General features: G+C 61.4%; 8 protein-coding genes. 2 read left to right on the top strand and 6 right to left on the bottom strand.

The window, feature by feature from the left end; all coding sequences use genetic code 11:
* Positions 1–65: 65 nt before the first annotated feature.
* Together HQL98_09855 and HQL98_09850 are read right to left on the bottom strand one after the other, a co-directional pair.
* On the bottom strand, positions 66–8,120 hold the full coding sequence (locus HQL98_09855) for an amino acid adenylation domain-containing protein (protein ID MBF0272353.1): 8,055 nt from the start codon (positions 8,118–8,120) through the stop codon (positions 66–68).
* On the bottom strand, positions 8,117–16,261 hold the full coding sequence (locus tag HQL98_09850; GenBank protein ID MBF0272352.1) for an amino acid adenylation domain-containing protein: 8,145 nt from the start codon (positions 16,259–16,261) through the stop codon (positions 8,117–8,119). Before HQL98_09850 ends, HQL98_09855 begins: the two co-directional genes overlap by 4 nt.
* A 299-nt stretch (positions 16,262–16,560) precedes the next feature.
* Here HQL98_09850 and HQL98_09845 point away from each other — a divergent pair, with 299 nt between their 5' ends.
* Positions 16,561–17,511 carry a DUF523 and DUF1722 domain-containing protein gene (locus HQL98_09845; GenBank protein ID MBF0272351.1) on the top strand — a complete coding sequence of 317 codons (951 nt, stop codon included), beginning with the start codon at positions 16,561–16,563 and terminating at the stop codon, positions 17,509–17,511.
* Between the two features lie 30 nt (positions 17,512–17,541).
* On the opposite strand, the gene HQL98_09840 is transcribed toward HQL98_09845, so the two are convergent.
* Together HQL98_09840 and HQL98_09835 are read right to left on the bottom strand one after the other, a co-directional pair.
* Complete coding sequence (locus HQL98_09840; GenBank protein MBF0272350.1) at positions 17,542–17,727, bottom strand: hypothetical protein; 186 nt, start codon at positions 17,725–17,727, stop codon at positions 17,542–17,544.
* A 72-nt stretch (positions 17,728–17,799) separates the two neighbouring features.
* Positions 17,800–19,302 (bottom strand): B12-binding domain-containing radical SAM protein, encoded by a 1,503-nt coding sequence (locus tag HQL98_09835; protein MBF0272349.1) that lies wholly within the window; start codon positions 19,300–19,302, stop codon positions 17,800–17,802.
* Positions 19,303–19,386: 84 nt separating this feature from the next.
* On the opposite strand from HQL98_09835, the gene HQL98_09830 reads away from it, so the two are divergent.
* A complete protein-coding gene (locus HQL98_09830; GenBank protein MBF0272348.1) occupies positions 19,387–19,590 on the top strand; it encodes a hypothetical protein in 204 nt (67 codons plus the stop codon).
* A gap of 101 nt (positions 19,591–19,691) precedes the next feature.
* Here HQL98_09830 and HQL98_09825 read toward each other — a convergent pair whose 3' ends face one another.
* Positions 19,692–20,456 carry a class I SAM-dependent methyltransferase gene (locus HQL98_09825; protein ID MBF0272347.1) on the bottom strand — a complete coding sequence of 255 codons (765 nt, stop codon included), beginning with the start codon at positions 20,454–20,456 and terminating at the stop codon, positions 19,692–19,694.
* A gap of 94 nt (positions 20,457–20,550) precedes the next feature.
* Positions 20,551–20,795, bottom strand: a 245-nt coding sequence (locus HQL98_09820) for a tyrosine-type recombinase/integrase (protein ID MBF0272346.1), incomplete at its 5' end; no start/stop codon positions are given.

Here is a 20,795-nt window from a genome sequence, read left to right as displayed (position 1 = left end):
GCAGGATCATGATAACCGATCAACACTTCAATTTAAAGAGCTTCTCTAGCAAAGATTGCATGGTTTCAGTTCAGTTCATCCAACAAGGCGTCCAGTTCGTCCGGATCCAGACTTTCCCCGGTCCATTCCTCAGGAGGAGCGGTATGGACCGGCGCCACCGGACCCAGACCCTGTTGAACCCATTGCCGCAAGGCGCTGACAAAAAGATCCGCCAACCGTTGGATGGTTTCCGGGCGATGCAGGGCGGTGCTGAAGCTTAATTCCCATTGCATGCGTCCCGCGGTGACGAATCCGTTGAGTTCCAGGATGTGACTGCGGGGGGCGTGCGGGGCGATGGTGGAGCCGATGGATTCCGCGGCCAGGGTGAACAGGCGCGACTCGCCCAGCATGGCGTCGTATTGGCCGAAATAGTTGAAACTCAGCTCGGCATTGGGGGTGGCGCGCAGGGGTGTATCCTGAACATGGCGCAGCAGCCCGTGGCCGATGCCGTGGCGGGGGGTGGCTTGCAGGGTCGCGGTGGTTTTTTGGAGGGTGCCAGCGGGCCACGCCTCCGGGGTGCCGGGATCCAGCAGGATCGGGAACAAGGCGGTGAACCATCCCACCGTGCGGGAGATGTCCAGATCCTCGAACAGCTCCTCCCGGCCATGTCCTTCCATGTCCACCCGAAAAGGGCCATCCTGTCGGCTCCACTGGCGCAGGGCCTGGGCCAGGGCGGACAGAAGCAGATCGTTGATCTGGGTGTGAAACAGAGCCGGAATGGTGCGCAGCAGGGCATTGGTCTCTTCGGGATCCAGAGCGACCCGGATGGAGGCCACGCTGGCCACGGTGTTTTGGGAGCGGTTGTCGGGCCAGTCCAGGGGCAATGCGGCGCAGGATCGGGTGGCGACGGGTTGCCAGTGGTCCAGCTCCGGTTGCAGGGTTTCCAGGAAGGCGGGCGCGGTGATCCGCTGCGCCCATTGCCGGAAAGAGGAGGTTTTGGATGGAAGCGCGACGGTTTGCCCCTGGGCGGCCTGTTCGTAGGCGGTTTCCAGGTCTTCCAGCAAGATGCGCCAGGATACGCCGTCGATGACCAGGTGGTGGATGATGAACAGCAACCGTCCCGGCTGATGGTCTGGGCCTTGGAAGAAGACCACGCGCACCAGGGGGCCATGGGTCAGGTCCAGGGTGGATTGCAGACGTTCGGCGTGGGCTTCGATGGTGGATTGCCATTGCTCCGGGGGCCGGGCGGCGAGATTTTCCACCGTGAAGGGAATGGCGTCATCCGGGGGGGCGATCTCTTGATGCCAGACGTCTCCTTGGTACACGAAACGGGCGCGCAAGGCGTCGTGCCACATCAGCAGTTGTCCCACCGCCACTTTCAGCCATGGCGCCGACATGTGGGGCGGGGTGACGAGCAGATGGGACTGATTGAAATGGTGGGGGGCCGGGGTGTGACGATCCAGGAACCAGCGTTGAATGGCGGTCAGGGGCACCGGACCGGTGATGGTGCCCTGTTCGGCCTGAACGGCGCTGGTCTGGTCGGCCATCAGGGCCAGTTCGGCGATGGTTTGATGCTGGAAGATCTGGCGCAGGGTCAGGTTTACCCCGGCCTGACGGGCCCGGGCCACGATCTGGATGCTCAAGATGGAGTCACCCCCCAGCTCGAAGAAATTGTCGTGGATCCCCACCCGTTCCACACCCAGCACCTCTTGCCACAGGCGGGTCAGGAGCCGTTCCTTGTGGGTGCGGGGTGCGGCCAGGGTGGTTTCCAGTCCTTCCCGGGACCGTTCCGGATCCGGCAGGGCCTTGCGGTCCAGCTTGCCGTTGGCGGTGAGGGGCAGGCCGTCGGGCATGAGAACGAAGATGGCCGGTACCATGTAATCCGGCACCCGTTTTTTCAGGTGGGCGCGCAGATCCCCCGCAGTGGGGCCGGGGGAGACCCGGGGCACCACGTAGGCCGCCAGATAACGGCTGTCGTTGGAGTCGCCGCGTACCAGTACCACCGTTTCCCGGATGTCGGGATGTTGCTGGAGCGCGTTTTCCACCTCTCCCAGTTCGATGCGGAATCCCCGTACCTTGACCTGATGATCCCGCCGTCCGAGAAAATCGATGGAGCCGTCCGGACGGTAGCGGGCCAGATCCCCGGTTTTGTACAGGCGGGTGCCGGGGCGGAAGGGGTTGGGGATGAACTTTTCGGCGGTCAGATCGGGCCGATTGAGATAGGCCCGGGCCAGTCCGTCGCCGCTTAACAGGAGTTCTCCCACCACCCCCACGGGAACCGGTTCCAGGTGGTGATCCAGGATGTAGGCCTGGGTGTTGGCGATGGGCCGACCGATGGAGGGGGCACCTTGAAGATCCGCCGGAATGCGGGCGTAGGTGGAGTAGGTGGTATCCTCGGAGGGTCCGTAAAGATTGTAGAAATGCAGCACCGACGGATTGGCGTAGATGCCGTGGGCCAGGGTGTCCTTGAAGGGTTCCCCGGCCAAAATGATCAGTTTGACCGATTCCGGCAGCGGTCCCAGACGCAGCAGCGCGGCCATGGCCGAAGGCACGGTGTTGATCAGGGTAATCCGGTGTCCGGCTTCCACCGCTGCGGGCAGGGCTAAGGCGTCTCGCACCAAGACGATGGTGCCGCCCCAGCTCAACGGGACAAACAACTCGAATACCGACAGGTCAAAGCAGATGGAAGTCGAAGCCAGCACCTGATCGAACCAGGCGCGTTCGTAATAGCCCTGGGTCCAATGGATCAGGGTCACGGGGCTGTGGTGTTCGATGGCCACCCCTTTGGGCCGTCCGGTGGAGCCGGAGGTGTAGATCACATAGGCCAGATGGTCGGGTGTGGCCAGGGGCGCGGGGGTGTCGGTACTCAGAGCGGCGATGGTCTGAGCCTCCGGGCCATCCAGGCTGATCACCCGCGCCCGGGTCGGGGGCAGTTGGGGCCGGATCGATTGCTGGGTCAAAAGCACCGGACCATGGGCGCCCGTATCCCCTTGTTGCATGTCGTCGAGCATGAAGGCGATGCGATCCTGGGGATAGTTGGGATCCAGGGGCACATAGGCCCCTCCGGCCTTGAGGGTGGCCAGCAGGGCGATCACCAGCTCCTGGTTGCGTTCCAGGCAGATGCCCACCAGATTGTCCGGCCCGACCCCGAGGGCGCGCAGATGGTGGGCCAGTTGGTTGGCTTTGCGGTTCAAGGCCGCATACGACAGGCTGCGGCCATCGTCGCACACCAAGGCGGTGGCTTCCGGAGTGCGCAGCGCCTGCTCTTCAAACAACTGATGCAGGCAGAGATGACGGTTGGGATAGTCTGCGTGGGTGTCGTTCCAGGTTTCCAGCAGTTGATGCCGTTCGGCGGCGCTCAACATGGGCAGCCGGGAGAGGGAGAGTTCCGGCTGGGCCACCAGACTGGCCAGCAGGTTTTTGAAATGGCCGATCATGCGTTGGATGGTGGCGGCGTCGAACAGATCGGTGTTGTACTCGATGTTGCCGGTCATCCCCTGATCTGTCTCTTCCATGGAGAGGGAGATGTCGAATTTGGCCGATTTGCCGTAAAGATCCAGGGGCGTGATGGTCAGGCCGGTCATCTCCAAAGGCGTGAAGGGGGCGTTTTGGAGCGCGAACAGCACCTGGAACAACGGAGCGTGGCTCAAGTTGCGGGTGGGTTGCAGGGCTTCCACCAGTTGCTCGAAGGGGATGTCTTGATGGGCGAAGGCGTCCAGGGTGGTGCGTCGTACCCGGGCCAGCAGCTCCCGGAAGGCCGGATCCCCGGAGAGATCCACCCGCAACGCCAGGGTGTTGACGAAAAAGCCGATCAATCCTTCGGTTTCCGGGCGGTTGCGGTTGGCCACCGGGGTGCCGACGATCACATCCTGCTGATCGCTCAAACGACCCAGCAGGGTGGTGAAAGCGGCCAGCAGGGTCATGAACACCGTGGTGCCGGTGTCGCGGCTCAAGCGGGCGATGCCCTGCGCGATCTCCGGATCCACGTGGAAATAGGCGTCGGCGCCATGATAGGTCTGGATCGGCGGGCGCAGCCGGTCGGTGGGCAGTTCCAGCAACACCGGGGCATCCGCCAGATGGTGTTTCCAGTAGGCCAACTGGGTGTCGAGGACTGGACCCTGGAGCCATTGCCGTTGCCATTGGCTGTAATCCGCGTATTGAATCGGCAGCGGGGGCAGGGGATCCGGCTGACCCTGGAGAAAGGCGTTGTACAGTTGGATCAATTCACTGATGAAAATCGTGATGGACCAGCCGTCCGCCGCGATGTGGTGAAAGGTGAACAGCAGGGTGTGGTCCTGGGGGCCGGTTTCGATCAGGGTGGCCCGCAGCATGAAGTCGCGGGTCAGGTCGAAAGGCTTTTGCATTTCGGCGCTGCCCAGTTGTTGCACGCTCTCTCCCGGCGGCAGTGGAATGCGGGTGATGGGCCGATCCACCGGGGGCAGGATCCGTTGCACCGGATCCCCGTCGATCACCTGGAAGGTGGTGCGCAGGGATTCGTGACGCCGGATGATGGCATGGATCGCTCGTTCCAGGGCGTTGGCGTCCAGGGAGCCGGTCAGGGCCATGGCGCCGGGCATGTGATAGGTAGCCAGTCCCCCTTCCAGTTGTTCCAGAAACCACAACCGTTGCTGGGAAAACGACAGGGGCAAAGCGGCATCCTTGGCGGCGATCCGGATCGGAGGGGGCGGGGGCATGCGATTGGATTGCAGGCGCGCGGTGTCGATCTGGGCGCTCATATCCGCCACGGTGGGGTGGTCGAACAGCAAAGTCAGGGGCAGATCCAGCGCGAACAGATCCCGCAGCCGGGCCATGACCCGTGTGGCCATCAGGGAGTGTCCCCCCAGTTCGAAAAAATGATCCGCGCGGTTGACCCGTGGGCGATTCAGCAACGCGCCCCAGGTGGCGGCGACCATCTCTTCGGTGGGGGTGCGCAACGGGTCCTGGCTGGCCGGGGTCGCAGGGGCGTCGTCGCTGGCCGGAGGGGTGAGCAGACGCCGGTCCACCTTGCCGTTCGGGGAGCGGGGCAGGGCCTCCAGGATCTGGAAAAGGGCCGGAACCATGTAATCCGGCAGCTTGCGTTTGAGATAGGCCCGCAGTTCTGCGGCGGTGGGGGGAGTGTGTCCCTTTTCCACCTCCACATAGGCCACCAGCCGTTTGTCTCCCGGTTGCGGCTCCCAGGTGGTGGCGGCGGCTTCGTAGAGGTCCGGGTGTTGGGCCAGATTGGCTTCGATCTCTCCGAGTTCGATGCGGAATCCCCGCACCTTCACCTGATAATCCTTGCGTCCCAGAAAGTGGATGTTGCCATCCGGCAGAAAACGGGCCAGATCCCCGGTGCGTTGCAAACGGCTGTCCGGGTGGGGATTGAAGGGATCCGGCAGAAAGGCCTTGGCGGTCAACTCCGGCTGGTTGAGATAACCGGTGGCCAGTCCGATGCCTCCGGCGTACAGAATCCCCGGCACCCCGATGGGCACGGGTTGCAGGTGGTCATCCAGGATGTACAACGGGTGCAGTTCGGCGCGGGGGGGGCCGATGCGCAGATGGGGCTGCTCCAGATCGGCGCGACTCAAGGCGTGATAGGTGGTGTGGACCGTGGATTCGGTGATGCCATACAGATTGATCAGTTGCGGGGTTTGGTCCCCGTGGCGGTCGAACCAGGGTTTGAGGTTTTGCAGCTTGAGAGGCTCGGCCCCGAAGATCACCAGCCGCAGGCTCAAGGGTTTGGCGTGACCCGACTCTTCCAGGTTGGTCAGGGCCTGGAACACCGAGGGGTTGTTGTTGAGGATGGTGATCCGTTCGCTGTGCAACAGCTCGTAAAACGCCTCCGGGGAGCGGGCGGTATCCCGGGAGACCACCACCAACCGTCCCCCGAACAGCAACGCGCCCCACATCTCCCAGACGGAAAAATCGAACGAGAAGGCGTGAAACAGGGACCAGACATCCCGGGCGTCGAACTGGTACCACTCCCGCATCACCAGGAACATGCGCACCAGCCGGTCGTGACGGATCACCACCCCTTTGGGCCGTCCGGTGGAGCCGGAGGTGTAGATGACATAGGTGGGATGCAGTGGCGTGACCCGGGTGTCGGGATTGGTGGCGGGGCGGCTGCGAATGGTTTCGGCTTCCGAGTCCAGCAGAATGGTGCGGGCCTGATGGGCGGGCAGCCGGGCCAGGATCGGGCTTTGGGTCACCAGGAAGGCCAGTCGGGCGTCTTCGATCAGCAAGGAGAGCCGTTCCGGTGGATGATAGGGATCCATGGGCACATAGGCCCCCCCCGCCTTGAGAATCGCCAGCACTCCGATGACCGTTTGCAGCGACCGATCCAGGCAGATGCCCACCAGGGTGCCCGGCTGCACGCCGAGGGCGATCAGGTGGTGGGCCAGTTGGTTGGCTTGCTGGTTGAGGGCGTGGTAGCTGAGGGTCGTGCCTTCAAAGACCAAAGCGGGAGCCTCGGGAGTGCGGGCCACCTGGGCTTCGATCAGGGTGTGCAGACAGGTGGTCTCCGGTTCCGGACAGGGGGAGCGGTTCCAGTCATGGACCATGAGCTGGTATTCCCCCGGAGTCAGCAGGGGCATGCGGGCGCAGGATTGATCCGGATTGTGAACGGCGGCGTGCAGTACGGTTTCCAAATGTCCGATCATGCGCTGGATGGTGGTCGGATCGAACAGGTCGGTATTGTACTCGAACTCTCCTTTGAGGCCGGAGGCATGCTCTTCCATGCCCAGGAGCAGATCGTATTTGGCCGGGATCTGTTCCTGGTCTTGCAGGTGAATGGTCATCTCCGGCAGTTCGAGCCGGGTTTCCGGGGTGTTTTGCAGGATGAACATCACCTGGAACAACGGCGAGTAACTGCGGGTGCGGGTCGGTTTGAGCCGTTCCACCAGATGCTCGAAAGGCACATCCTGATGGGCGTAGGCATCCAGGGTGGTCTGGCGGATCTGTTGCAGCAGGGTGCGGAAGGTGGGTTCCCGGGAGAGATCCAGGCGCAACACCAGGGTATTGACGAAAAATCCGATCAAGCCTTCCAGTTCGGCCCGGTTGCGGTTGGCCACCGGCGAGCCGACCACGAGGTCGGACTGTCCGCTGTAACGAGACAGCAGCACCGTGAACCCACCCAGCAGGGTCATGAACAAGGTGGTTTGGTTGTCGCGGCTCAACTGGCGCAACCCCTGGGTGAGGGCGGGACCGAAGGAGAAGCGCTCCACCGCGCCGCGAAAGGTCTGTTGCGCCGGTCGGGGCCGGTCCGTGGGCAGTTCCAACAGGGCCGGGGCGCCGGTCAGGGTTTTTTGCCAGTAGGCGAGTTGACGGTCCAGCTCCCCTTCTTGCAACCAGCCCCGTTGCCAGACGGCGAAATCCGCGTACTGGATCGGCAACTCCGGCAGGGCCACGGGAGCCGGAGAGCCGGCATGCCGGGCATACAGCGCCGCCACCTCGTGGATCAACACCCCCACGGACCAGCCATCGGCGATGATGTGGTGCAGGGTCAAAAGCAGCAGATGAGCGGTGTCGGAGAGCCGCAACAGGTGGACCCACATCAGGGGGCCGGTGGCCAGATCGAATCGGTAATCCTCTCCCTGGGTGATCCAGCGTCGCACTTCGGCTTGCTGCTGTTCCGGGTCCAGGGGTTCCAGGTCGATCACCGGCAGCGCCACAAGCGCCGGAGGGGCGATGATCTGGATGGGGGTCTCCCCGTCGCGTCCTTTGCCGAAAGAGGTGCGCAACACCTCGTGACGGGCCACCAGATCATTCAAGGCGTGGGTGAGCGCGGCGCGGTTCAACGGGCCGGTCATGCGCAAGGCGGCGGGGATGTTCCAGGTGGAGCCGCTTTCCAGTTGATCCAGAAACCACAACCGTTGCTGGGCGAAAGAGAGGGGCAACTCCTGATCCGGATGACGGGGCACGACCGGAATGGTGCGGGCTCCGGCTTCCGGTTGGGTGATCCGGATGGTGGCGCTTTGGGCGGCTTCGTGCCGGAGATGGGCCAAAAGCTCGGTTTTGCGGTCGGCCACCTGTTGGCGCAAGGCGGCGGTCATGCTGTTTTTGGGGGCGCTGACCCGCAGATTCTCCCCGTCGGCCAGTACGGCGATGCCCAGGCCGCGCAGTTCGGAAAGCAGGGATTCGATGGAGGGGGATGAGTGGCTCAAAAGACGAACTCCTCGCGTTCCGTGTCGGAATGGTCGTTGAGGGCAATGCCCAAGGCGGCGTCGATGCGTTCGGCCAGTCCGGCGATGGTGGGATATTGAAAGAAAAGGCCGATGGGCAACTCCACCGTCAGGCGGTCGCGCACCTGGGAGATGACCTGAACCGCCAGCAGCGAATGGCCCCCCAGATCGAAGAAATTGTGATGAATGCCGATTTCCGTCCTGTCCAGCAGGGCGCTCCAGATCCGGGCCATGGTCTGTTCCGTGGGGGTGCGGGGAGCCACCAGATCATCCGGATCCGCGGAGTCGCGTTTCGGTGCCGGCAGCGCCCGCCGGTCCACCTTGCCGTTGCTGGTCAGAGGCAGCGCCTCCAGGTGGATGAAATGGGAGGGGATCATGTAGTCCGGCAACTGGGTTTGCAGATGGGCGCGCAACCGGGAATCCGTGGGGGGCGGTTGCCGGGTGTGGACCAGATAGGCCACCAGGATGGTCTCCCCGTTTTCTTGGACATGGGGTTGGACCACCGCCTCCCGGATCCCCGCGTGGCGCGTGAGGGTGGATTCGATGTCGCCCATCTCGATGCGAAAGCCGCGAATTTTGGTTTGGGTGTCGATGCGCCCGAGAAAATCGATCTGTCCGTCCGGCAGATAACGGGCACGGTCTCCGGTTTTGTACAGCCGGGCGCCGGCATGGGGACTGAAGGGGTCGGGAATGAAACGGTCCCGGGTCAGTTCCGGGCGGTTGAGATATCCCTTGGCCAACTCCATGCCCCCCAGATGCAGTTCGCCGGGCACCCCGATGGGCAGGGGTTCCCCCTGGGGGTCGAGAATGCAGGCGGTACGTCGTCCCAACGGACGGCCAATGGGAACGCGGGGATGGGTCTCTTGCGCTACCGGGCCGATGGGATGCACCAAGGCGGTGACCACCGCTTCGGTGGGTCCGTAGGTGTTCCACAGGGGTACGGCCCCCATGGGGGTGCGTTGATACTGCTCCACCAGACTCTTGGGCACCGCGTCTCCGCCGACGGTGACGCAGCGGAGCTGGCTATGGGGGGCTTCGCGGGGATGGTTTTCCCAGGCGTGGACCAGGGGTTGCAGATAGGCCGGGGTCAGACCCGCCAGGGTGATGCCGTGCTGGCCCACCTGACGGTTGAACTCGGCGGCGGTCCAGATCTCCGGACCTCGCAACACCAGCCCGGCTCCGGCCAGAAACGGGGTGAAGATGTCTTCCACCGAAAAATCGAAATGCAACGCGCTGAACTGCAACACCCGATCCGCCGGAGTGATTTCCAGCATGGCCCCGTAATCCAGACAGTGGCGCACGATGGTGTGATGCTCCACCACCACCCCTTTGGGTTCCCCGGTGGATCCGGAGGTGTAGATCACATAGGCGGGCTGGTCGGGCTGGATGGGGAGGTCGGGATTGCCGGAGTCGGATTCCGGCAGCGCTGACCAGCAGTCATCCAGGATCACCCGGAGCGCCGCCTGATTCGCGTGATTCGGCAATGGGGGCAGCCGGGGGGCCAGGGCGGCATGGGTGACGATGCCGGCGAATCCGGCGTCTTCGATCACGAAAGCCAGTCGGGCCGTGGGGGTTTCCGGATCCAGGGGCACATAGGCCCCGCCCGCCTTGAGAATGGCCAGCAGGGCCACGATCATCTCCAAGGAGCGTTCCACCAGCAGCCCCACCCGGGAGCCGGGGCCAACCCCGGAGCGGATCAGGTGATGGGCCAGCCGGTTGGAGCGGGCGTTGAGGTCACCATAACTGAGAACCCGGTCATCGAGGCGCAGGGCCATGGCCTCCGGGTTCTCGACGGCATGGCGTTCGACGCCTTGATGCAGGGCGTCGAACGTGCCATGGCGGAACGACAGATACCGGGGCTGATTCCAGGCGGTCAAGATGTGGTGGCGTTCTTTTGACGTGAGCAGGGGCAGGTTGCGTACCGGTGTGGGCGGGGTGATGCCTTGCGCGTCGGCGACCATGGAGGCCAGCAGGGTGTGGAAATGGCCGCTCCAGCGTTCCAGGGTGGCGGGATCGAACAGCTCGGTGCTGTAGTCGAACTCCACCACCAGCTCCCCCTGGATCTCGGTGACGTTGACGCTCAAGGCGTTGTCCAATACATGGATCGGCTGTGGAAACCATTCCGCCTGCAATCCCAGCGCATCCCCCAATTCGATGGGATGGTCCATGTTGAAGGTGGTGGCCATCAGCGCGGTGTGGGCATCGTGGTGTTGGGCTTGCAACCGGTCGATCAGCCGGGCGAAGGGGTAGTTTTGATGCTCCAGGGCGTTCAGCAGGGTCTGCTTGACCCCCTTCAAGAACGCGGCGAAATCGGGATTGCCCTCCAGTCGGCTTTTCAGGGGCAGAATGTGGGAGCAGTAGCCGATCAGCGGTTGTTTCTGGGCGGCGGGGGGCCGTCCCAGCACTAAGATGCCCACCACCAGCTCATCCTGGTTGGACAGCCGGTGCAAGAAGAGTTGATAGGTGGACAGCAGCACCATGAAAAGGGTGCTATTGAACTGAGCGCACACCTTTTTGAGGGATTGATACAAGGTGTTTTCGATGCGCAGCACCGCCCGTGCGGCCCGATAGTCGCTGGTCTGGCGGGGCGGGCGGTCCCAGGGCAGCTCCAGGGCCGGCAGAGGACCGGAGAACTGGTCGAGCCAGTAGGCTTCGTGGGGTTGCATCTCCACGGAGCGGTCGCAGGCCTGCCGCCAGTTCAGGTAATGGTCCAGGGGCATGGCCGGGGGCAACGGGGTGGAGATGCCTTGTTTCAAGTCGGTGTAGAGGGTGAACAGCTCCCGCAGCAACACCACCAGGGACATGCCGTCGATCAGAATGTGGTGGGCGGCGAAGACCAGACGATGCCGCTCGGGTTGCAGACGGATCACCGTGAGCCGGAAGGGAGGCGGTTGGGTGATGTCGATGGGAGTGGCTGCCTCTTGCTGAAACCAGCGGGTCAGTTCCGCCTGACGGGCGGATTCGTCCAGGTGGGACAGATCCGTGAGGGGAATGGTGAACGCCACGGCGGGCAGCACGGTCTGTTGGGGTGCGTGGGGCGCAATCGTGGTGCGCAGGGCGTCGTGCCTCTGGATCACCCGACGGGCCGCCTCGTGCAGGGCCTCCGGGTCCAGGGGACCATGCAACTCCAGATTGGTGAAACTCAGATTGCACAAGGAGCTGTCCGGATGCATCTGATCCAGCATCCACAACTGGGTTTGGGCGTCGCTCAAGGGGAGGATTCTTTCCACCGGCGCGGGCGGGGTGGGGGTGTGTCCGGCGCTGGGGAAAAAGCCTGCGTTCAGCAGTTCTTCCACCGTGGTCTTGACCGCGTTGACCACCTGTTCCATGTCTAAGTCGGTGTGGGCGGTGGAGACGAAACAGGTGCGTCCTTCCCACAGATAGATACCCTTTTCGATCAACCCATAGTGCAGCAGATCCATTTCCAACGGCTGATAGGTGTAGCTGAAGTTGCCGCTTTGCACAAAGCGGAACAACGAACCGAACCGGGCGATGCGCACCGGGACTTTTTTGGATTGGAAAAAGGCGTGCAGGTCGTTTTCCAGCCGTTCGGCCCGTTGGTTCAAGCGTGCGTGCAAAGCCGGGCCTTCGTCTTTGATGCGGGTGAGAATGGCCAGGGCCGCCGCCAGGGAGAGGGGATGACGCCGGAAGGTGCCCGCACCGGCCAGGGTGGTTTCGTGGCTGGGGAAGGAGTCCGGATCGTCGAACCGCCACAATCCCCCATCCACCTGATCGATGAAACGCGCCTTGCCCGCCACCACGCCCATGGGCAGTCCCCCGCCCAAGACCTTGCCATAGGTGACCAGATCCGCTTCCACGCCGAAATGGGCCTGCGCCCCTCCGGCTTCGATGCGGAAACCGGTGATCATTTCGTCGAAGATCAGGGGAATGTTCAGCTCCAGGGTCAAGGCGCGCAACTGATGCAAGAAGGCCTTGGGTTGCAGGGTGGGTTGGCGGCTGGGGACCGGTTCCACCAGGATGGCCGCCAGGGAGTCGGCGTGGGCGCGGATGGTCTCCAGGGCGTCGGGTTTGTCGTAGTTGAGAATCAGGGTCTCTGCCACCGGACCCGGAGGCACTCCGGGCACCATGGGTACAGTGCAGGCCTGGCCATCCACTTTGCCCGCCATCACCAGCACGCCGTCGGAGTGGCCGTGATAGGAGCCGGAGAACATGGCGATGCGGGTGCGTCCCGTGGCGGCCCGGGCCAGCCGGATGGCCGACATCACCGCCTCGGTGCCGGTGCAGCAAAAGGCGACCCGTTCCACCCCGGTCAACTCCCGGATCAGTCTCGCCACCTCTCCACTCACCGCGGATTGGGGCCCCAGATGCACCCCTTTTTCGATCTGGGCCTGCATGGCCTGGGTGATGAAGGGGGCTTTCAAACCGAACAGATGGGCACCGAATCCGCTGGCCAGATCCACATAGTGGTTGCCGTCCAGATCGATGAATCCGCTCTCCGTGGCCTCCGAGGAGAGAATCGGATAGCTCAGGCGTTTGGTTTCCGGACGCATGCCCATCAACGAACGCACATCCGCCCAGTGGATCCGCTCCTGTTCGGCACGGGTGCGGGAGGTCTGGGTGCGCTGGATGTAACGTTGGATGAAACCATCCAGGAAGGCCTGCTGAGAGGGGGTGAGGGCGCTGGCGTCCTGGTCGTGGAACGAGGCGAAATGGCCCCCGGTCTGCCCCTGGGGTTTGGCCGGGGCGGTGGGGAGCGGTCCGGCTGGCGTGGCAATGCCAGCCGTCGGGGAGGCCGGGAGGGGTTCTCCCCGCAGCAGGGCCAACTGTTGGGTCATCAGTTCCAGTTGACGCATCACCACCTGTTCGATGGCCGATCCGGGAGCCGTGGCGGCGGCCAGGGTGGCCGTCGTCGTCACGTTCGGAGCCGGGGGAGGGGTGATCGTTGTCGTCTGGGGTGCCGCCGCCGTGACCGCAGCGGGTGTTGCAGCGGGTGCCGGAGCCTGATCGTCCGGGTCGCACCAGTCGGCGGGCAGTGCGTGGGCGATGTGGTTGGCCACGGCGTCGGGGGTGGACAGATCCTCGAAAATGCGCCGGATGGCGATGCGTACCCCGAAGCGTTTGTCGATGGCCTGGAGAATCTCCATGAGAATCAGCGAGTCGGCTCCCATCTCCAGGAAGGGGGTATGCAGATCCACCTCCTCGGGATTGGCCCGCAACTGCTGGGCGATGAGCTGTTGCAGCCGTTGCGGAATGCGGGGGCCGGGGTTGTCGGATGGGGTGTGGGTGGTCATGTCGACGGGTTCCGCAACGGGTTCGGGCTGGGAGGGGGTGGGGAGCGTGGGGGTCTCCGTGTACCAGCAATAGGAACGCTGAAACGGATAGGTGGGCAGCGTGACCCGCTGGCAGGCGTAATCCCGATAGAAGGATTTCCATTCCACAGAAGCCCCGTGGGTGTACAAGGTGCCCAGGGAACGCAGCAGCATCGACCATTCACCTTGTCCCTCCTTGAGGCTGGCCAGCCAGAGGGGTTCCGGGGTCAACTCCCGCAGCGCCATGCTGCCCAGTCCGATCAGTACCGGCTGGGCACCGATTTCCACAAAAGCAGTGCATCCGGCCTGTCGGGCGGCCAGAATGGCGTCGGCGAAACGCACCGGTTGACGCATCTGCTGACGCCAGTAGCCCGGCGTTTCCATGTGGGCCGTGGCCCGTTTGCCGGTGAGATTGGTGATCAGCTCCAGTTTGGGTGCGGTCAGGGGGAGAGCGGTCAAAAGTTGCTCGAACTCCGCCAGAATCGGTTCCACCAAAGGTGAGTGGACCGCGTGGTCGCTTTTGAGCAGTTGGCCGGGAATGCCCGCTTCGGCAAAGTCGGCCAGGAGTTGCTCCACCCGTTCCCCGTCGCCGGAGATGGTGCAATAGGCCGGACCGTTGATCGCCGCCAAGGCCACGCGGGCGGCATGGGGGGCGATGGCCCGTTGGACCTCCTCCTCGCCGGTGGCCACCAGGGCCATTTTGCCACCAGCGGCCAAGGATCCGATCAACCGACCCCGCTGGACGATCACCCGCAATCCCTCTTCCAAGGAGAACATGCCCGCCGCCCAGGCTGCTGCGTACTCCCCGATGCTGTGACCCAGCACCACGCTCGGCTCGATCCCCCAGGAGCGCCACAGCCGGGTCAGGGCGCAGGCCACGGCGAAGATCGCCGAATGGGCGTATTCGGGCTGGTTCAACGGGGCCGGATCCGTGCCGTGCAGCACGGTCAGCAGGGAGGGGGTGAGCCAGGGTCGCAGGATGTCATCGCATTGATCCAGGGTCTCCCGGAACACGGGCTGGGACTGGTAGAGTTCCCGCCCCATGCCCAGGTATTGGGAGCCCATGCCGGTGAACAAAAAGGCGATTCTGGGAGGCAGACCGGTGGGGCTTTCCTCTCCGGGCACCAGACCCCAGGAGGCGCGACCGCGCATGAAGGTTTTATCGATACGGTTTTCGGCAAAGTGGTTCAGCACCTCCGACAGCGGGGCGTCGGCGGTGGTCGGAGCCACCAGGGCCAGCCGATGCCGGAATCCGGTGCGACCGGTGGCCGCCGTGTGGCAGATGTCCCACCAGGATTGATCCGGGTTGTCGGTCAGGTGGGCGGCGTGGCGTCGGGCCAGGGCCTGGAGCGCGGGCAGACTTTTGGCGGCCAGGGGGAGCAGGGCCAGGGGAGGCGGCGGAGCCAGGGGAGCGGCGGACGGGGCGGCAGCGATTGGGGCCGGGGCCTCTTCCAAAATCATGTGGACATTGGTGCCGCCAAAGGCGAAAGAGCTGATGCCGGCCCTGGCGGGTTCGCTGCCGGTGTTCGGCCAGGGGGTCAGGCGGTTGGGCACGGTGATGGGGGCTTTTTTCCAGTCGATGTGGGGCGAGGGGGTGTGACAGTGCAGATGGGGGGGAATGGCCCGATGCCGCAACGCCAAGGTGGTCTTGAGCAGGCTCGCCATGCCGGCGGCGGATTCCAGATGGCCGAAGTTGGTCTTGACCGATCCGATCATCAAGGGGCGATCCGCCCCACGGTCCGAACCGAACACTTTCGCCAGGGCATCCACCTCGATGGGATCTCCCAGCGGGGTGCCGGTGCCATGGGTTTCCACATAATCGATCTGGGAAGGTTTGAGATTGGCGTTGCTCAGGGCTTGACGGATGACCCGTTCCTGGGCCAGACCGCTGGGAATGGTCAAACCGCCGCTGGCCCCGTCTTGATTGACCGCCGAGCTGCGAATCACCGCCAGAATGGTATCCTGGTCGCGGAGGGCGTCCGACAACCGTTTGAGCACCAGGGCGCCGCACCCTTCTCCCCGGGCGTAGCCGTCGGCCCGGGCGTCGAAGGTTTTGCAGCGACCATCCGGGGCCAGCATGTGCCCTTTGGAGAAATTGACGCTCACCTCTGGAATCAGGATGCGATTCACCCCGGCCACCAGACCCAGATCGCACTCCCGCTGGCGCAGGCTTTGACAGGCCAGATGGGTGGCCAGCAGCGAAGAGGAGCAGGCGGTGTCCACGGAAAGCGATGGCCCGGTCACCCCGAGAAAATAAGAGAGCCGTCCCGCCGCCACGCTGGAGGCGTTGCCGGTGATGAAATAGGCGTCGATCTCCTTGGGATCCCGGTTTTTGTGCATGAGCAGGGCATAATCCACATTACTCATGGCCACGAACACCCCGGCGGACTGGCCCCGGAGCGCCTCATGGGGAATGTTGGCCCGTTCCAGGGCCTCCCAGGTGAGTTCCAGCAGCAGGCGCTGTTGCGGGTCGAGGCTGGCGGCCTCCCGGCGGGAGATTTCAAAGAACTGGGGATCGAAGGGGGTCGGATCCCCGATGAACCCCCCGAAGCGGGTGCTGATGGTACCGGGTTTGTCCGGGTCGGGATCGTGCCAGGCATCGGCGTTCCAGCGATCCGGCGGAACCGAGGTGATGGCGTCCACACCGTTCTTCAGAAGTTCCCAGAACTGTTCCGGAGAGTCGGCCTGGCCGGGAAAACGGCAACTGGCGCCGATGATGGCAATGGGTTCGCTGCGGGTGGCCTCCATGGCCTTGAGTTTGGCGCTCATTTCCCGCACGGCCAGCAGGGCCTGTTTGACGGATGACAGTGGATTGGCTTCGGAACCGGACGGTTCCTGGGACATCTGGGACATGGGGTGTCCGGCTCCTTACGTGACAAGATGGGTGTTTTTTTGGTTTGGGTGGTCTTCTTGGATCCATGCCGACCGCCAGGGATGAAAGTGTAGCGTTTTTTGTCTGTTTCTTCCACCGTCAACCAGACGCACCCCTGTAAAATTCGGTGATTTTTCTCCATCCGCTGCTGCATTGTTGGGCAAAAGGTGGCTTTAAGGGATGGGGAGACCCTTTTTGGATTTGTGGAGCGTTTCTTGCGGGTGGTTTTGTATAAGTCAACCGTGGATACATCCGTCTCGCCTCATAGGAGCCTCGCCCCATGTCGGAAGAGTCATCCATCGCCCTCGGTGTCAGTCAATGCCTGCTCGGCCATGAGGTCCGCTACGATGGCGGGCACAAACACAGCAGCTACATCACGGGTGTGCTGGGTCCGTTTTGTCGTTTTGTGCCGGTCTGTCCGGAGGTCGAAGCCGGTTTCGGTATTCCCCGCGAACCAATCCGTCTGGAAGGTGAACCGGAACAGCCCCGGGTGATCAGCCAGAAAACCCGCCGAGAGTTGACCCTCCCCTTGCAAGAGGCCGCCGGGCGGTTGGTGGGTGCCTTGGCAGACGAGGGGCTGTGCGGTTTCATCCTGAAGCGGGATTCCCCTTCCTGTGGCCTGGAGCGGGTGCGGGTCTACCGGGAGAATGGCATGCCCGTTCAGCAGGGGGTGGGGATATTCGCTCAGGCCTTGGGGGCCGCGTTTCCGCTGTTGCCCATCGAAGAAGAGGGCCGGTTGAACGATGCGGCGCTGCGGGAGAACTTCATCGAACGGGTATTCGTCTACCAGCGCTGGCGGGAGTTGTTGGAAAACCCTTCAGCCCAGGCGCTGGTGGCGTTTCACACCCGGCATAAATTTTTGATCATGGCCCACAGTCCCACCCACATGCGTCAGTTGGGAGGAGTGACGGGGGGCATGCAAAAGGGTGGGGACCTGCCCCTGGACGCCTATGGCGCCTTGCTGATGGAAGGCTTGAAACGTCTGGCCACCCCGAAGAAAAACGTCGATGCACTGATGCACATGATGGGCTTTCTCAAGGCCCATCTGAGTGCGGACGAAAAAGCCGAAATGCTGGAGTTGCTCGACGCCTATCGGGCCGAGCGTATCCCGTTGATCGTGCCGATCACCCTGCTCAATCACTATGTGCGCAAATTCGCGCCGCCTTATCTCTCCGGGCAATGGTATCTCCACCCCCATCCCCTGGAGCTGAAATTGCGCAACCATGCGTAAACCGGGTGATCGGCTTGGATGCTTTGGGAATCAGACTCCCAGCTTTTCCTTGATCTTGGGAATGTCATCCCGGGCATAGAAACAGCAGACCCCCCGTTTGGCCGCCGGTTCGATGCCCAGTTCCTTGATGACCTTTTTGACCTTGGTATCGCTCACTCCGATCTCTTTGGCGATGTTGGTGGCGCTGATGGTGTTGTTTTCTTTGGTGTCGGTCATGGCATGCACTCTCCTGAATTGTATTGAAGGGGGGTTTGAATCATAATCCGTTTTGTTTATAAATAGGCCGGTTTATGATTGTTCGGTTGGGACAACAGGGGCCAAATGACGCCTCTGTCGGGGTGGTGCTTTGGCGGCGCGGGGGGTTGTGTCGGCGCGTTGCAATTGACGCAGATCCCGTTCCATTGCCTGATTGATCCGGATCGGATCCAAAACCGGGTTGGCGGCAAACCCTTCCTGCACCAGTTTGGCCAGACGGGGCAAGGCGATCTGGTGGGTCTGATGGGTGGCGGTGAACAACCAGTCCGCAAACGTCAGGAAGATTTGAAACGGGGAGTGATCCTGAAACACTGTTTGCAGGGTGTGGGGAAAACGACCCGAATTGCCCACCAGATCCCAATAACGGGCAAAACGTTTGAGTCGCCGCAAGGTCATGAAATCCAGGTTTCGGTTGGCCAGGAGTTCATAAGGGGGGAAGGGGTCGAAAATCATCTCCGCGTCGGGACATGAGGAGACAAGAGGGGTTCCGGCCAGTCGTTTCAGAATGCCCACCTGGATTTCATGGGGTTGGATGGTGATCAGGCGGTCAAAGCCCTGGGCAAAGCTTTCCAGGGTTTCATGAGGCAGTCCGATGATCAGATCCGTATGGATATGGGCGTGGGTGGCGGTGAGCAGCCAGCGCAAATTTTCTTCGGCGCGGGGGTTATCCTGCTGGCGCTGGATGGCCTGCAATACCGTGGGGTTGAAAGACTGAATGCCGATCTCCAGTTGCAAGGTTCCGGGGGGGAAAGCGGCCAGACGTTCCTGGATGGCGGGTGTGAGCCGGTCCGGAACCATCTCGAAGTGAACAAAAATCCCCGGAGTGTCCAGGCGCGCCAGGAAAAAATCCAGAATCGCCGTGGCGTGTTTCTCCCCCAGGTTGAAGGTGCGGTCCACAAACTTGAAATGACGCCCACCCCGTTCCAGCAACCGCTCCATCTCTTTCAGGAACGGGAGCAGGGGGAAACGACGCACGGCGGCATCCAGGGCGGAAAGACAAAATGCGCACCGGTAGGGACATCCCCGGGAGGATTCCACATACAGATGGCGATGGGCCAGATCCTGGCTGTCGTATTCGTCATAAGGGAAAGGCAGGGTGGCCAGATCCGGGGCGGGGGCCGTGATTTTGCGGGGCAGTGGGGGTCCGTCAGCCAGGATGGCGTCACAGATCGCCGCGAAGATCACCTCGCCTTCCCCCTCCACCCGATGATCCGCGAGTTGAGCCAGGGGGTGATCATCCAGGGCATGGGCGGCCTCCGGTCCCCCCAGTACCAAAACCACTTCCGGACGGATTGTTTTCAACAGGGTGGCGAAGCGGGTGACCAGTTCGGTATTCCAGACATATACCCCGCAACCGATAATGCGCGGTTGTTGGGCCAGAATCACCTCCACCGCCTCTTCGGGACGTTTTTCCAGGTCGAATTCGATCAGACGGGCCTTTTCCCGCCAGCGTCCCAGACCGGCCAGCAGACAGCGCAGTCCCATGGAAGGATGGGAAAAACGGGCATTGAAGGCCGTCAGAATGATTTCTGCCATGTCTATGATCGCGCGATTTGTGCTAATCTATGGATCAATTGGGATCGTATCGGACGATCCACATCGGATCAGGAGGCCATGATTATGACGGAAACCCGCTCAAAGGCAATCGCGCATGAAGAGGGAACAGACACAACCGCTTCCCCGGACTCCACGGAAACCCTGCCTGTCGGATTGCGGCGTCCAGCCAGTGTGGGTTTGACCCGTATGTTGGCCGGTCGGCCCATGGACGAGGAGATTATCGACCCGGCCAACCCCAATTTGATGCGGGATCGGGATGGCGGGTGAGGGGGTGGGGCGGTTGATGCGATAACGATTTATTGAAATTTCATTTATAAGCTTAGAACTGACAATTTAAATAATTATTTTTTATTTTAAAATTTAAATCGTTAATATATTTTTCTGGCAATGACTCTGAGATGTGATCTGTTGGAAAGTAAAGATGAGTTTTCAATATGAAAATTATGTCGCTCCAATAGGCGCAAATACCCCAAAGCAGAAAAGTACCAAAGATGTCCTGGAGGTCCAAAATATTTCCATTTTTTACCTGCCAATTTTGCCTTGATATGAGAAATGCACGGGATAACGCTATAGAATATTCCCCCAATGCTTAATATTCTATGTATTTCGTTTAGATGATCTGTTAGATCTTGAAAATGTTCAACCACATGTAAGGCTGCAATAATTTGAAAATCCCCATCTTTATAGCCCCTCTCCCATATTGAGCAATTGAAAGCATTTAGACCTTGAGAGGTGGCATAAGAGATTGGCCCTTCAGCGTAATCAATTCCTTCTGTGTATATATTTTTATTTCCTTGCAGTGCGTGCATAAGATATCCTTGGGAACATCCTATTTCTAATAGACGAATTCCATTATTGTTTCTTGCTTTCGATATCAAATATTTTCCAAGTAGTCGATATTTTAGGATACGGAATATGTTTTGATTTGGGATAAAATCTCCATTTGTAGTGTATGATGATTTGTAAAAATTAAATATTTCTTTCTCTGAAGGTATATTATAAACAAATGCTGTCTTGCATTCGATGCAAGACATTATGTTAAAACTGTCATAATCAAAATATTTGATAATATTTTTTGAAAGGCATCCAGGGCATTTTTCTTGTTTGTAGCCTAGTTTTCTTTCTGTGGACATTTTATTTATTGTTCCTTTTTTCTGTCTGGTAACATTTTTTAAGTAAGATGACTACTTTTAAACAGAATGGGGCATTCTGTTCAGTGAAATGGGTTCAGAATGTACCCCACAACCGACTGGCGATTTTCTGCTCTTCTTCGCCAACGGCATCGGCATAGATTTCGGTGGTTGCCAAGCGGGAATGACCAAGCCATTTGCGCACAAAATTGATCGGCACACCGGATTGCAGCGAGGCGACGGCGAAGGCGTGCCGCAGACCTTTTGGACTTGCCTGCGACCCAGAAATGCCAGCCTGATTCATGCACGTTTTGACGCGACTCCAGGCTGTGGTGCGGCAAA

The organism is Magnetococcales bacterium, assembly GCA_015231755.1.
GTDB lineage: Bacteria > Pseudomonadota > Magnetococcia > Magnetococcales > Magnetaquicoccaceae > Magnetaquiglobus.
This window is presented reverse-complemented; position numbering and strand designations above follow the sequence as displayed.

Coding starts and splice junctions, on each gene's coding strand:
- HQL98_09845 (MBF0272351.1), top strand. CDS start 16,561: ATGTCGGAAGAGTCATCCATCGCCCTCGGTGTCAGTCAATGCCTGCTC.
- HQL98_09840 (MBF0272350.1), bottom strand. CDS start 17,727: ATGACCGACACCAAAGAAAACAACACCATCAGCGCCACCAACATCGCC.
- HQL98_09835 (MBF0272349.1), bottom strand. CDS start 19,302: ATGGCAGAAATCATTCTGACGGCCTTCAATGCCCGTTTTTCCCATCCT.
- HQL98_09825 (MBF0272347.1), bottom strand. CDS start 20,456: ATGTCCACAGAAAGAAAACTAGGCTACAAACAAGAAAAATGCCCTGGA.
- HQL98_09850 (MBF0272352.1), bottom strand. CDS start 16,261: ATGTCCCAGATGTCCCAGGAACCGTCCGGTTCCGAAGCCAATCCACTG.
- HQL98_09830 (MBF0272348.1), top strand. CDS start 19,387: ATGACGGAAACCCGCTCAAAGGCAATCGCGCATGAAGAGGGAACAGAC.